Source organism: Blautia fusiformis (assembly GCF_020686995.1).
GTDB classification, from domain to species: domain Bacteria; phylum Bacillota; class Clostridia; order Lachnospirales; family Lachnospiraceae; genus Blautia_A; species Blautia_A fusiformis.
The window spans coordinates 25,303-38,073 of the sequence record NZ_JAJEPT010000012.1; the positions used below are offsets into that span (position 1 = coordinate 25,303).

Consider the following 12,771-nt stretch of genomic DNA (forward strand, 5'->3'; position numbering starts at 1 on the left):
ACAGGATGAAGGTTACTGTACCCCTGCAGTATCATATAAAATATGCAGCAGGCCACAGCGTGGGCGGTAACCTGCCGGAAATATCAGGAGAAAGGACTTGCGATTATGGGATATGTAAAATGGAGTTATGACACACTGAACCATTTCTGCGGAGATGTTTTTAAAGCGTTTGGCTTTTCTGAGGAAGAAGGAAGCATCATTAAAGATGTTCTTCTGACTGCTGATCTGTATGGGATCGAGAGCCACGGAATGCAGAGAATGGTTCGTTACCATAAAGGAATCGAGAAGGGGACTATTCATCCCCAGGCGAAACCGGAAGTTGTTTTTGAGACACCGATTTCTGCTGTGATAGACGGACATAACGGAATGGGTCAGCTGATCAGCCATTTTGCCATGGAAAAGGCAATTGAGAAGGCAAAGACAACTGGTGTGGGAATCGTAAGTGTACGAAATTCCAACCATTTCGGTATTGCAGGATATTATGCGAACATGGCCTGCCATGAAGGCCTTCTTGGAATGGCATGTACCAACTCCGAGGCGATCATGGTACCGACTTTTGGAAGAAAGGCTATGTTGGGCTCCAACCCGATCGCAGTCGCTATGCCTGCAGACCCGTATCCGTTTTTCTTTGACTGTTCCACAACAGTTGTAACCAGAGGTAAACTGGAAATGTATAATAAGATGGGCAAGCCTCTTCCGGATGGCTGGGCACTTGACAAAAACGGTCATGCCAGCAATAATGCACCGGATGTACTTGCAAACATCGTAGCCAAGAAGGGCGGCGGAATCATGCCTCTTGGTGGAAACGAGGAAGTCAGCGGAAGCCATAAGGGATATGGCTATGGAATGCTCTGTGAGCTGTTCAGCTCTATTCTTTCCATGGGCGTTACCTCCGACAAATGCTGTACATTCCCGGACAAGACCGGTATCTGCCATGGATTTATGGCGATCAACCCGGCGGCATTCGGAGATCCGGATGCGATCCGCAAGCATTTTTCAGAATATCTTGAGGCGCTTCGGGAGAGTCCGAAGGCAGACGGTCAGGACAGGATCTATACACACGGCGAGAAAGAGGTAGCTGCTGAAAAAGACAGAAAAGAGAATGGCATTCCGGTCAACGACAATACCATGGTAGAGCTTGCTGATCTCTGCAGTTATCTGAAGCTTGATTTTGGCTCTTATTTTGAAGGCTATGAGCTTCCGAAGGACAGTAAATTCTTCAATGGTAATTATTAATTCAGGTAATCCTTTTGAAATGAAATATATCATAATTATCCAAGGAGGAAAAGAAAATGGATTATGCAAAAGAGTCATTAAGACTGCACGGAGATTGGAAAGGTAAGATCGAGGTTGTTACAAGAGTGCCGGTTGAGAATAAAGACGACCTTTCTCTTGCATATACACCAGGTGTAGCTCAGCCTTGCCTTGAGATCCAGAAAGATATCAATAAATCCTACGAGCTTACAAGAAGATGGAATATGTGTCTTGTTGTAACAGACGGTTCCGCAGTTCTTGGTCTTGGTGACATCGGACCGGAAGCCGGTATGCCTGTAATGGAAGGTAAATGTGTACTTTTCAAAGCATTCGGCGATGTAGACGCATTCCCGCTTTGCATTAAGAGCCATGATGTAGACGAGATCGTAAATACTATTTACATGATCTCCGGATCCTTCGGTGGTGTTAACCTTGAGGATATCTCCGCTCCGAGATGCTTTGAGATCGAGAAAAAACTGAAAGAGAAATGTGATATTCCGATCTTCCACGATGATCAGCACGGAACTGCAGTCATCACACTTGCAGGTCTGACAAACGCTCTGAAGGTTGTCGGAAAGAAGAAAGAGGATGTTCGTATCGTTATGAACGGTGCAGGTGCAGCTGCTATCTCTATCTGCAGACTTCTTCTGAAAGCAGGCTTCAAGGATGTTACACTCTGCGATAGAAAGGGTGCCATCTATGAGGGACGTACAGAAGGAATGAACCCGGTTAAGGAAGAGATGAGCAAGCTCACAAACCTTCAGAAGAAACAGGGATCTCTTGCAGAGATGCTGGTTGGCGCGGATGTATTTATCGGTGTTTCCGCTCCTGGAGCAGTTACAACAGAGATGGTTAAGACCATGAACAAAGATGCCATCATCTTCGCATGCGCAAACCCGACACCGGAGATCTTCCCGGATGACGCAAAAGCAGGCGGAGCAAAGGTTATCTCCACAGGAAGAAGTGACTTCCCGAACCAGATCAACAACGTTCTTGCATTCCCTGGAATCTTCCGTGGTGCATTTGATGTAAGAGCAAGTGATATCAACGATGAGATGAAGATCGCAGCTTCCAAGGCTCTTGCAGATCTGATCACAGATGAGGAGCTTTCTCCGGAGTATATCATTCCGAAGGCATTCGACAAGAGAGTCGGACCGGCTGTCGCAAAAGCAGTAGCAGAGGCAGCAAAAGCAACAGGCGTAGCACGTATCTGATCTTAAACGCCTGATACGAACCAAAACAGCCCTTCATTAAGAAGAATATATCAGACACCCGTACTCCGTAACCCGGTACGGGTGTCTTTTTGTTTCCCAGCAGGTGGTATTACCCTTTGACAAATGTCTTCGCAGTGAGTACAATAGCAAAAGAATATGATAGGAGGTTAAGCACAGCATGAAACCATGGGAAGCTAATATACGAAAAGTAGTGCCGTATACTCCTGGCGAGCAGCCAAATGAGAGCGGCATGATCAAACTGAATACAAACGAGAATCCATATTCACCGGCTCCGGGTGTGGAGAAGGCGCTGAAGGCCCTTGATGCCGATACCCTGAGACTTTATCCGGATCCGACAGCAGGAGACTTGGTACACAGTATTGCCGCGTTCTACGGCCTGAAGGACGAGCAGGTATTTACAGGCGTTGGTTCCGATGACGTACTGGCTATGTGTTTTCTCACATTTTTTAATTCAGAGAAACCGATCCTGTTCCCGGACATTACTTATTCTTTCTATGATGTATGGGCAGATCTTTTAAGGATCCCATATGAGCGCCCGGCATTAGATGAGGAGTTCCATATCCGTAAGGAAGATTATTTCCGTGAAAACGGCGGAATCGTATTCCCTAATCCCAATGCACCGACCGGCGTGGAAATGCCTCTTTCCGAGATCGAGGAGATCGTGGCAAAGAATCCGGAGAGTATCGTGATCGTAGATGAGGCGTACGTGGATTTCGGAGCAGCATCCGCACTGCCGCTGATCGAAAAATATGATAATCTGCTTGTTGTGCAGACCTTCTCCAAGTCCAGATCCCTAGCAGGAATGCGTATCGGATATGCCTTCGGAAATCCGGAGCTGATCAAATATCTCAATGATGTGAAATATTCCTTTAACTCCTATACCATGGATCGTACTACCATCGCGGCTGGTGTGGCATCTATGGAGGATAAGGCATATTTTGAGGAATGCTGCCATAAGATCATTACAACAAGAGAGTGGACAAAGGCAGAGCTCAGGAAGCTTGGATTTTCCTTTCAGGATTCCAGATCCAACTTTATCTTTGCCACACATGAGAGCTGTCCGGCCAAAGAGCTTTTCGCAGCACTGAGGGAGAAACATATCTATGTAAGATATTTCCCGAAGGACAGGATCGACAATCATCTCCGTATCACCATCGGTACCGATGAGGAGATGAAAAAGCTGGTAGAATTCCTGACGGAATATCTGCAGAAATAACAGTTAAGGAGGTACTATGGAAGTACTGGTACAATGGTTTTCACACCACCTTGCACAGTTTATCTCTCCCGAGGGAGCTGTGTTCATCATTTCTATGATCCCGATACTGGAGCTTCGCGGCGGCCTTCTGGCAGCTTCTTTGCTGAAGATATCGGCTGCGAAGGCACTGCCGATCTGTATCGTGGGAAATATTATTCCGATTCCGTTTATCTTGCTTTTTATCCGGCAGATCTTTAAATGGATGAAAAAAACAAAGACGTTCAGAGGTCTGATCACAAAGCTGGAAAACAGAGCTATGGGAAAGAGTGACCAGATCAAGAGATATGAATTTCTGGGACTTTTGCTGTTTGTGGGAATCCCTCTTCCGGGCACAGGAGCCTGGACAGGTGCACTGATCGCCTCTCTTCTTGAGGTGGATATCAAAAAATCCTCCATTGCGATCCTGTGCGGACTTTTTATGGCAAGTGCCATTATGTATATTGTTTCTTATGGAATTGTAGGAAATGTAGTGCATTGATCGATCGCAGAGAAGGAATGTCTTTTTGATCGAGATCGGATTGAAAATAAAGAAATCCCTTACCGGATCTGTAAAATGATATGTGTTCTGTATTCCGGAAACATATCAGAGATCGGTAAGGGATTTCTTTATGTGTTTTTACATATCAGGCAGAGGTATACCGAGAAGATCCTTACATAAATCTGCGCTTCAGCATGTCCGCGTTTAAAGCGTATTTCAGAGCTGTATCCCTGGTGATACGGCCTTTTTTATATAATTCCAGAAGGCTCTGGTCCATAGAACGCATCTGCTCCTGACCGGATGTGGAGATCACGCCTTCGATCTGATGTACTTTATTGTCGCGGATCATATTGCGGATGGCAGGAGTCAGGCGCATGATCTCGAAAACAGGAATGTTGCGTCCGTCCACATCCGGGATCAGCTGCTGGGAGATCACAGCCTGAAGGACCATGGAAAGCTGGAGGGCGATCTGATGCTGCTGGGATGGTTCAAACACGTCCATGATGCGTTCGATGGTGTTGGCTGCTCCCAGAGTATGCAGGCTGGAAAGGACAAGATGACCGGTTTCCGCAGCGGTCATGGCAGTCTGGATGGTTTCATGATCACGCATCTCTCCAAGAAGGATCACATCCGGGCTCTGGCGTAGTGTGGCACGAAGAGAAGTTAGATAGCTTTCGGTGTCGGTACAGATCTCGCGCTGGCTGACGATACAGCGATCATGGCGGTGGAGATATTCCAGAGGATCCTCCAGAGTGATGATGTGGCCTTCCCGGGTATGGTTGATCCGGTCGATCAGACAGGCCATGGTGGTGGATTTACCGCTTCCAGCAGAACCGGTAACAAGGACCATGCCACGGGTATATTCGGAGATGTTCATCACATCCTCGGGAATGGAAAGCTCTGCAGGATCCGGCAGCCGGAAGGCGATCACGCGGATCACGGCAGCCAGGGAACCACGCTGCTTGTAGGCATTGACACGAAATCTAGAAACACCGGGAATGGAAAAAGAAAAGTCATCATCACCGGTTTCCATAAGACGGGATATATCGCGGTTTTCCGCAAGGCCGTAAATGGTGCGGAGTAAATTTTCTGTCTGATCAGGCATCAGCCTGTCACCACGGTCCAAAAGATGACCGTCGATCTTTTCTGCCAGGGGGCGGCCTGCGATGATAAAGATATCAGAGACACGCCGGTTGGCAGCTTCTGCTAAAAATTCAGGAATAGGGGTATCCATAGGTTTATTCTCCTTTAAATACATTCTGGTGGTTGTCAGGTTGCCAGGATCCGGTAAGCTCTGTGTTCCATTGCAGGATCTGATAAGCGGAAGAGCTTTTTTTCTGCGGGTAAAAAATCTCAAGCACTACAGAAAGCTGTTGTGTCTCGGAAATTCCAACGGAGAAGGAAAGGGTGTGACTGTGGGAATCCCAGCTGAGATCGTTCCTTGTGTCCGCAAGCTTTTGTATCATGGAAAAATATCTGGTCTCATCGGAAGCTTTTTCCCTGTATTGCTCCAGATCATCACGGATTTCTGAAACGGTTTCCGTGGCGCTTGCGCAGCCGGTGTAATAATTTTCGGTCTGTTCCATAGAATGTCTGGCTGTGTTAAGACTGGATCTGGAGCTTCCAAGAGTAAGCAGAGCAAGTACACAGAGACACAGCACAGAGAAGATAAGAAACAAGGAAGGAATGCCGACAGTTACAAAAAACGTATGCTTCTGTTTCAATGTACAGCCTCCCTTCTGTAGTCATCAACAGGAAAACGCAGGGTGATCCGGTAAAGCTCACTGCCGTTGGAAAGCTGCCGGAAAGAAAGCTCGCCGGATTTTTCTGAAGAAGAAATATCTGTTTCCAGGATCATTTCACAGGCGGCTTCTCCGGAAGAGCAGCTCTGCCAGTTACGGTCATAATACCAGATCAGGTTGGTGTTCTTTTTGATGCCCCCCGGAAGCAGGGAGAGGAACTGTTCATCGGTTCCGTCAGTGCCTTCCAGTATCTCGCCCACGGAGGTTGTGAGAGCCTGGATCTGGTTCCACTGTTCTGCCTGGAGCCGGTTTTTTCGTGCTGCCGCGAAGATCTGGATGCAGGCAGCTGAGGAAAGTGACAGAAACAAAAGGGCAAGGATCATTTCCATCAGAAAAAGGCTGGTACCGGAATTATGTCTTGATTCTTTCATGATGCCTCCTTTTTGCCAGTGCGATGAAGCAGGAATTCCGAGCGGACTCCCGTGGTACTTTCCAGGGAAAAGTGGTAAAAACCATTTTCCATTTCCGAAAACCGGAAATCGGAAAGCTGTGAGATGACGGTTCCTGCATCGGAACTGGCCTGAGAGCCTTTTGCAGTGAAAAGCTCCATCAGACTGTCATTCTTCAGGTAAATATACGTGATATATTCTTTTCCTTTGATATCGTCCCGGAAACAAAGGGCAGGAATATCATCCAGGGAACCGGAAAAGATCTCATCGCCGCGGTCGTGCTGCCGGAATTTGGTAGTCAGATAAGTTGCTGCGGTCCCAAGCTCGGAATCGGAGTCAGTCTGTTTCACAGTCTGCTGGTAAATCCGGGCGGAAAATAGCAGCATCAGTATAAGGAACAGAACAAAAACACCGAAAAGAAGAAGCGAAAAAAGAGAAGAAACGGAATGTCCGGTGTTCTTCCGGTGATTCATGAGGCATTCCCTCCTTTCGCACTGCCGGACAGAGCGATCACGCTGATAGACGGCAGGAGATTGGAACCGTTAGGAACATACTCTACTACGAATTTAGTTTTGTCATAAGTGATATGATAATCCAAGAGAAGCTGGGACAGGCTTTCGGGATATGTGCCTGTGAGGGCATAGGTACGGATGGCACCGTTTTTCAGTGCTTGTTCCAGAGCATCCTGTTCTTTGTGTACGGCCTGGTCGGATGTGCTGCTGACACCTGCCACAAACAAGGTGCAGGATAAAACCAGAAGCAGCGCCGGAAAGAGAAGAAAAAATGCTCTGAGAAATTTTGTTCTGCGGCTTTCAAAAAGTTCCATGCGGTCACCACCTTACATTGCAAAATCTGAGAGGATCCCCAGAAGCGGCATCATGACGGATAAAAGGACCAGCCCCACAAGAAGAGACAGCAGGATCACGATGGTAGGCTCCACAATGGAGACTGCCTGTGAGATCAGATCTATGGATCTTTCGGTGTACTGCCGGGAAAGCCTGCGGAAGGTTTCGTCACTGGAACCGGAATAGAAGGATATCGTGATGAGACGGCCTTCCATGCCGCCGAACAGACCGGATTCTGTAAGAGCCCTGGAAAAAGTTTCTCCGCTATCCAGGATAGAGGAAGCCTTCCGGAGTCTTTCGAGTATCACCGGCTGTGAGATCAGATCCTTTGTAAGCTCCAGGCTGGTTTCCGGGGAAAGTCCGCTCCGAAGCCCCAGGGAAAGGCCCTGGGTCAGACGACTGTAATCCATGGCAACCGGGATCTCACGGAAAAACGGGAGATGGATGACTATTTTTCGCAGCTGGCTGTGACCATTTTCCGTAAGACTGAAAAACAGGATGCAGCCAATGAGGGCTACGGCGAGGATCAGAAAAACAGAGGAATACCGGCTGATCACGTTGCCTGCATTCAGAAGTCCCCGGGAAACCCCGTTCATTTCCATTCCCATCTGGTTAAATACCTGTTGAAATACCGGCAGGACTTTTATCAGAAGGACCAGGATCACAACAGCCATCATGCCAAGCATGAGCAGCGGGTAAGTGACTGCAGACCGTATCTGTCCTGAGATTTCTTCCTCCTGTTCATAGCGGGAACTGAGACTTTCCATGATCTCATCCAGGCAGCCGGTTTCCTCACCGGTCCGGACATAGGCGGTCATGGATGTGGGAAAGATACCGGATTCGTCAAGAGCCCGGGAAAGAGAACCGTTTTCTTCCACGGAACGGATCAGGGGTGTGAGGATCTGCCGGTCTGCATCGGTCTTGCTTTCGTCACAGAGGATGTGAAGTCCTTCAGCTGTGGATATGCCGGAATGCAGAAGCATTCCCATCTGCCCGCAGAAACTGGATAATTCCCGGGCTGTCAGTTTGTTTTTCATAATAAGGTCTCCTTTAGTAGGTCAGCGCGTGAACTGTACCGTATAATTGCTTTCATCACCGATATATTCCTGGATCGCTTCATCACCATCACTGTTGGCGTCAAAGGTGGGATCCATCAGCTTCCAGGTGTCTCCGTCAAAAGATACTGCCTTTGTCACCCAGCCTCTGCCACGGATATAAACATCGATCCATGCATGCTTTACATCACCGGAATAGCCAATCTGAAGCTTGCAGGGAATGTCCTGGCTGCGGAGCATTGCAGTAGTCAGTGCAGCGTAATCAAAACAGATCCCCGTGCCGGTGCTTAAAGTATCATCTACATCAGGAAGATAACCGGCTTCGACAGAATCAGCTTTGTCATAATCGTAGGAAATATGACTGGTAACATATGTATAGAAGGTTTTCAGGATGTCGATATCGGTCATGTCTTCTTTGACAAGAGAGGCTGCCAGTTTGCAGGCTTCACTTTTGGAAGAAAAGTCCACGTACTGGTTTGGATACAGAAACGGAAGAAATTCATTCTGAAGCTTTATTGTGAGCGTTTCCGTGTAAAGGGCGGCATACTGGTTTCCATCAATCTGCTGATAGCAGGTGATGAGATACTCACCGGAGCCTTCGGAAAAAGGAAGTACCGTCTGTTCATCAGGTTCCAGAAAATAGGAATAGACCACACCGGAGGGAGCAGTAAGCTGAATGTTCATGCGGGAATCATCGGAATCGGATTCTGCAGTCAGATACCCCTGATCCTGATTGGAAATATCCAGGATCAGAGGGGAACTGCCCAGTGTTTTTTTGCCGGGGGCCTCCGGGGTGAGGACTCTGGCCGGAGAATATACCGGAGGTTCTTCATCGGAGGAAGGAGAATTTCCACAGCCTGCCAGCAGGATTCCGAAAAGCAGCCATACAAAAAAGAGACGGACTGGTAAAAATTTTGACATTGTTTCCGTTCTCCTGTTATATCATGCTTTCTTTTTGAACAGTATAGCAGATTCCGTGAAAAAAAGACAGGAGTAGGGCTCAAAATGCAGTGGAAAATGTTGACATTTCAGGGAAAAAAACATATACTATGCATATAAAGGCAAACCTGTTGAAAGACAGGGACGCAAAGCCATGGGTCTAAGGTCCGAAGGATGACTATGACAGCCGGTTGCCGCATTAAATTCCGATTTAATGACGTATTCAGATAACATCTATGAACAAGAATCTGTGTGTTAATGCGGCCGTTTATTTCGTTAGAATAAGCGGCTTTTTTGATGCCTAAAATCCGGTTTAGGTTGGAAACTGAAACGTCGGCTTTCAGAAAGGTGTGAATGATATGAAAAGAACAGATATCCATAAAATTTTTACAGGCAGGAAAAAAGCTTTAGCAGGATGCCTTGCAGCTGTTATTGTACTGGCAGGTGGCTTTAATGTCTGGCAGTCGTCACAGGTTCCGGAATTTCCGGATTTTACAGATCCGGTAGTGGAGACTACCATCACAGAGGACGACACTCCACTTGCTTCAAAACCGAAGGTGACTACCAAAACGACTTCAAATACCAAGACAACCAGAAAAAAAGTTAGGCTGAAAAAAGCGGCGACCAAGACTTATACCAAGAAGCTTCCGACTACCAATAAGAAGAGTACGACCACAAAGAAAACAAACAGAAATACAACCGTAAAAACATTAAAGACAGTTAAGACTGCAACAACACAGAAATACACAAAGAAATCAAAAACAGCCGTTCAGACACGGAAAGTAACTACAACCATTCAGACGACCACAACAGTCATGGCGGCTTCAGCTACTGCCGGCAAAGCGAATGCAGCTTCCACAAAAAAAGTAGAAAGCATCAGCATGGACAGCAAATATTCAGTAAGCAATATTGCTTCCATTGCACCGAAGATGGACAGCAGGGTGCTCAAAGCCTACAAGAAGCTTGGATTTACTGTAACGATCGATCCGTCTGTTAACTACGGAGGCTGCTTTAACGCACATTCAAGAAGCATCATCCTTCGTTTTGAAAATGAGACAATCTACCATGAACTGGGACATTTCCTTGCTTTTGTTGCGGGAAACGTAGACAGAACAAGTGATTTTGCCGCAGTTTATAACAGCGAAAAATCCAAATTTACAGGTATCAACAGAAGCTATGCAACGCAGAACAGTTCAGAATATTTTGCAGAATCAGTGCTTGAGTATGTAACAAGTCCGTCAACACTTAAGAGACAGAGACCAAAAACGTATGCAGCGATCGTGGCGGCTTTGAATAAAATTACTGATGAACGTATCCAGAGGGTTATGGATATATACGGACCGTTCTGGAGCTAAAAAAGAAGCATACAGGAACGTTGGATCTGTCCGGGAAGAGATCTCCCGGGCAGATTTTTTTCTTTTTTGTGAGAAAAGTATAAAAAAAATGTCGATAAATATTTCTTGCAATAGACTCTATAAGGTGTGTATAATGAAACATAAGCTGAAAACATGCTTTCATTCAAAAAAAGTGCAGCCATGTCAGGTTGTATCTGATTCCATAAACAACAAATATATAATTTATCAGATTTAAGAATAGAGGATTTAATATGAGAGAAAAGTATGAATCATTATCTCTGGCGGTGCTGAAGGATCTGGCAAAGGCGAGAGGGATGAAGGGAATTTCTACTCTGAGAAAACCGGCACTGATCGAGCGGATGCTGGAGGAGGACGCCAAAGAGTCCGACAGAGGAAATCCCGAAGAAGTACACAAAAGTACACCGGCAGAAAATACTGTAAAAGAAAAAAGCTATGATTCGGAAAAAACAGAATATCGTACCCGTCCGGCAGGGGAAGGACTTCAGGAGCAGCGGAAGGAATATCGTAGTGATAAGAATGATCAGGAACACAGAAGCACAAATATCCGCAGAGAGTACAACCGTGAATATAACCGGGAAGCTACAAGGGAGAACGGGAATGTCCCGTCAGAATCCACCCAGCTGGACAGTGGTGAAAAGGCTAACGGGATCCTGGAGGTCCTTCCGGATGGATATGGCTTTATCCGATGTGAGAATTATATGCCGGGTGAGAACGACATTTATGTTTCTCCTTCCCAGATCCGCCGCTTTAATTTAAAGACAGGTGATATCATCCAGGGAAATATCCGCATCAAGACCCAGGGAGAGAAGTTCAGTGCCCTTCTCTACGTATCTTCCATTAACGGTTTCCATCCGAGTGAGGGACAGAGACGGTATAATTTTGAAGATATGACACCGATCTTTCCGAATGAGAGACTTGTCATGGAGCGTGCAGGCGGTACAACGGCCATGCGTATCGTGGATCTGATCAGTCCTATCGGAAAGGGCCAGCGAGGAATGATCGTATCTCCGCCAAAGGCAGGTAAGACAACCCTTCTGAAAGACGTTGCCAAGTCTATCCTCAGGAATAACAGAGATATGCATCTGATCATTCTTCTGATCGATGAGCGTCCTGAGGAGGTTACCGATATCAGAGAGGCGATCCAGGGACCGAATGTGGAAGTGATCTATTCTACATTTGATGAACTTCCGGAACATCATAAGAGAGTTTCCGAGATGGTTGTGGAGCGTGCGCGCCGTCTTGTAGAGCATAAACAGGATGTGATCATTCTTCTGGATTCGATCACACGACTTGCCAGAGCCTATAATCTGATCATCCCGCCAAGCGGAAGAACCTTATCCGGTGGTCTTGACCCGGCGGCTCTCCATATGCCCAAAAGATTTTTTGGTGCAGCCCGTAATATGCGCGAGGGCGGAAGCCTGACGATTCTGGCAACCGCACTTGTGGATACCGGAAGCAAGATGGATGATGTTATTTATGAGGAGTTCAAGGGAACCGGTAATATGGAACTTGTCCTGGATCGTAAATTACAGGAGAAACGGGTATTCCCGGCCATTGACATCCAGAAATCCGGAACCCGAAGAGAGGATCTGCTTCTCAGCAAGGATGAACAGGAAGCGGTTTATATTATGCGAAAAGCTCTCAACGGAATGAAAGCGGATGAGGCAGTAGAACAGATCCTGAATACCTTTGCCAGAACCAGGAACAATGCAGAACTGGTACAGACTGTAAAGAAACAGAAATTTTTATAAAGTCCTTGCATTTTAGGGAAAGCTATGTTATACTTAGCAAGCTGTTTAAAATGGAATTCGTCAATTGAATACGAATAATATTAAATATATAGAGAGGTGAAAATCATGAGAGAAGGAATCCATCCGAACTACTATCAGGCAACTGTAACCTGCAACTGCGGAAATACTTTCGTAACAGGTTCTACAAAAGAGGACATCCATGTTGAGATCTGTTCTAAATGCCATCCGTTCTACACAGGACAGCAGAAGGCTACACAGGCTCGTGGACGTATCGATAAGTTCAATAAGAAATACGGCCTGAATAAGTAATTATTACGAATACAGGAAATGAGAAGGTTGAGGTTGGGAAATCTCAACCTTTCTTTAACTGAAAAATTTTTAATTTGCACAGG

The 12,771-nt window shown here is 46.5% G+C and carries 14 protein-coding genes and 1 riboswitch; of the genes, 7 read left to right on the forward strand and 7 right to left on the reverse strand.

Translation table 11 applies throughout. The features are described from left to right. Window positions 1-42 precede the first annotated feature (42 nt). The 4 genes from LKD46_RS11000 (at window position 43) to LKD46_RS11015 (ending at window position 4,222) form a co-directional block, all read left to right on the forward strand. The gene (locus LKD46_RS11000) at window positions 43-1,236 is read left to right on the forward strand and encodes an Ldh family oxidoreductase (RefSeq protein WP_015526166.1); all 1,194 of its coding nucleotides are present in this window, start codon (window positions 43-45) and stop codon (window positions 1,234-1,236) included. A 56-nt stretch (window positions 1,237-1,292) separates the two neighbouring features. After that, window positions 1,293-2,468: an NAD(P)-dependent malic enzyme gene (locus LKD46_RS11005; protein WP_015526165.1), complete on the forward strand. Its 1,176-nt coding sequence runs from the start codon at window positions 1,293-1,295 to the stop codon at window positions 2,466-2,468. Window positions 2,469-2,646: 178 nt separating this feature from the next. After that, complete coding sequence (gene hisC / locus LKD46_RS11010) at window positions 2,647-3,705, forward strand: histidinol-phosphate transaminase (protein ID WP_022426847.1); 1,059 nt, start codon at window positions 2,647-2,649, stop codon at window positions 3,703-3,705. 16 nt (window positions 3,706-3,721) lie between these two features. Continuing rightward, on the forward strand, window positions 3,722-4,222 hold the full coding sequence (locus tag LKD46_RS11015) for a COG2426 family protein (RefSeq protein ID WP_059086725.1): 501 nt from the start codon (window positions 3,722-3,724) through the stop codon (window positions 4,220-4,222). 172 nt (window positions 4,223-4,394) lie between these two features. On the opposite strand, the gene LKD46_RS11020 is transcribed toward LKD46_RS11015, so the two are convergent. Genes LKD46_RS11020 through LKD46_RS11050 form a run of 7 tightly spaced genes read right to left on the reverse strand, consistent with a single transcriptional unit; the run spans window position 4,395 to window position 9,234 of the window. After that, window positions 4,395-5,456, reverse strand: a complete 1,062-nt coding sequence (locus LKD46_RS11020; protein WP_118368821.1) for a type IV pilus twitching motility protein PilT — start codon at window positions 5,454-5,456, stop codon at window positions 4,395-4,397. 4 nt (window positions 5,457-5,460) lie between these two features. Then, window positions 5,461-5,946: a hypothetical protein gene (locus tag LKD46_RS11025; RefSeq protein ID WP_110102961.1), complete on the reverse strand. Its 486-nt coding sequence runs from the start codon at window positions 5,944-5,946 to the stop codon at window positions 5,461-5,463. Next, a complete protein-coding gene (locus LKD46_RS11030) occupies window positions 5,943-6,395 on the reverse strand; it encodes a hypothetical protein (protein ID WP_110102960.1) in 453 nt (150 codons plus the stop codon). The genes LKD46_RS11025 and LKD46_RS11030 overlap by 4 nt, the downstream gene beginning before the upstream one ends. Next, complete coding sequence (locus tag LKD46_RS11035; protein ID WP_110102959.1) at window positions 6,392-6,886, reverse strand: DUF4860 domain-containing protein; 495 nt, start codon at window positions 6,884-6,886, stop codon at window positions 6,392-6,394. Before LKD46_RS11035 ends, LKD46_RS11030 begins: the two co-directional genes overlap by 4 nt. Then, entirely contained in the window at window positions 6,883-7,239 is a 357-nt protein-coding gene (locus LKD46_RS11040) for a hypothetical protein (protein WP_022426852.1), read from the reverse strand. Before LKD46_RS11040 ends, LKD46_RS11035 begins: the two co-directional genes overlap by 4 nt. Before the next feature lie 12 nt (window positions 7,240-7,251). Then, window positions 7,252-8,295 (reverse strand): type II secretion system F family protein, encoded by a 1,044-nt coding sequence (locus LKD46_RS11045; RefSeq protein WP_110102958.1) that lies wholly within the window; start codon window positions 8,293-8,295, stop codon window positions 7,252-7,254. 21 nt (window positions 8,296-8,316) lie between these two features. Further along, entirely contained in the window at window positions 8,317-9,234 is a 918-nt protein-coding gene (locus LKD46_RS11050) for a transglutaminase-like domain-containing protein (protein WP_186582425.1), read from the reverse strand. Window positions 9,235-9,363: 129 nt separating this feature from the next. Beyond that, window positions 9,364-9,451, forward strand: a riboswitch (cyclic di-GMP riboswitch). A 160-nt stretch (window positions 9,452-9,611) separates the two neighbouring features. Between LKD46_RS11050 and LKD46_RS11055 the strand changes: the two genes are divergently transcribed. From LKD46_RS11055 to rpmE, 3 genes are all read left to right on the forward strand, one after another. Beyond that, window positions 9,612-10,607 (forward strand): anthrax toxin lethal factor-related metalloendopeptidase, encoded by a 996-nt coding sequence (locus LKD46_RS11055; RefSeq protein ID WP_227574151.1) that lies wholly within the window; start codon window positions 9,612-9,614, stop codon window positions 10,605-10,607. A 251-nt stretch (window positions 10,608-10,858) separates the two neighbouring features. Further along, on the forward strand, window positions 10,859-12,379 hold the full coding sequence (rho, locus tag LKD46_RS11060) for a transcription termination factor Rho (RefSeq protein WP_110102957.1): 1,521 nt from the start codon (window positions 10,859-10,861) through the stop codon (window positions 12,377-12,379). Window positions 12,380-12,484: 105 nt separating this feature from the next. Further along, entirely contained in the window at window positions 12,485-12,688 is a 204-nt protein-coding gene (gene rpmE, locus LKD46_RS11065) for a 50S ribosomal protein L31 (RefSeq protein ID WP_015526151.1), read from the forward strand. Window positions 12,689-12,771: the final 83 nt, after the last annotated feature.

What these genes read in the sequence shown, in the direction of transcription:
- LKD46_RS11000 (WP_015526166.1), top strand. Translation starts at nt 43, where the DNA reads ATGCAGCAGGCCACAGCGTGGGCGGTAACCTGCCGGAAATATCAGGAG.
- LKD46_RS11005 (WP_015526165.1), top strand. Translation starts at nt 1,293, where the DNA reads ATGGATTATGCAAAAGAGTCATTAAGACTGCACGGAGATTGGAAAGGT.
- hisC (WP_022426847.1), top strand. Translation starts at nt 2,647, where the DNA reads ATGAAACCATGGGAAGCTAATATACGAAAAGTAGTGCCGTATACTCCT.
- LKD46_RS11015 (WP_059086725.1), top strand. Translation starts at nt 3,722, where the DNA reads ATGGAAGTACTGGTACAATGGTTTTCACACCACCTTGCACAGTTTATC.
- LKD46_RS11020 (WP_118368821.1), bottom strand. Translation starts at nt 5,456, where the DNA reads ATGGATACCCCTATTCCTGAATTTTTAGCAGAAGCTGCCAACCGGCGT.
- LKD46_RS11030 (WP_110102960.1), bottom strand. Translation starts at nt 6,395, where the DNA reads ATGAAAGAATCAAGACATAATTCCGGTACCAGCCTTTTTCTGATGGAA.
- LKD46_RS11035 (WP_110102959.1), bottom strand. Translation starts at nt 6,886, where the DNA reads ATGAATCACCGGAAGAACACCGGACATTCCGTTTCTTCTCTTTTTTCG.
- LKD46_RS11040 (WP_022426852.1), bottom strand. Translation starts at nt 7,239, where the DNA reads ATGGAACTTTTTGAAAGCCGCAGAACAAAATTTCTCAGAGCATTTTTT.
- LKD46_RS11045 (WP_110102958.1), bottom strand. Translation starts at nt 8,295, where the DNA reads ATGAAAAACAAACTGACAGCCCGGGAATTATCCAGTTTCTGCGGGCAG.
- LKD46_RS11050 (WP_186582425.1), bottom strand. Translation starts at nt 9,234, where the DNA reads ATGTCAAAATTTTTACCAGTCCGTCTCTTTTTTGTATGGCTGCTTTTC.
- LKD46_RS11055 (WP_227574151.1), top strand. Translation starts at nt 9,612, where the DNA reads ATGAAAAGAACAGATATCCATAAAATTTTTACAGGCAGGAAAAAAGCT.
- rho (WP_110102957.1), top strand. Translation starts at nt 10,859, where the DNA reads ATGAGAGAAAAGTATGAATCATTATCTCTGGCGGTGCTGAAGGATCTG.
- rpmE (WP_015526151.1), top strand. Translation starts at nt 12,485, where the DNA reads ATGAGAGAAGGAATCCATCCGAACTACTATCAGGCAACTGTAACCTGC.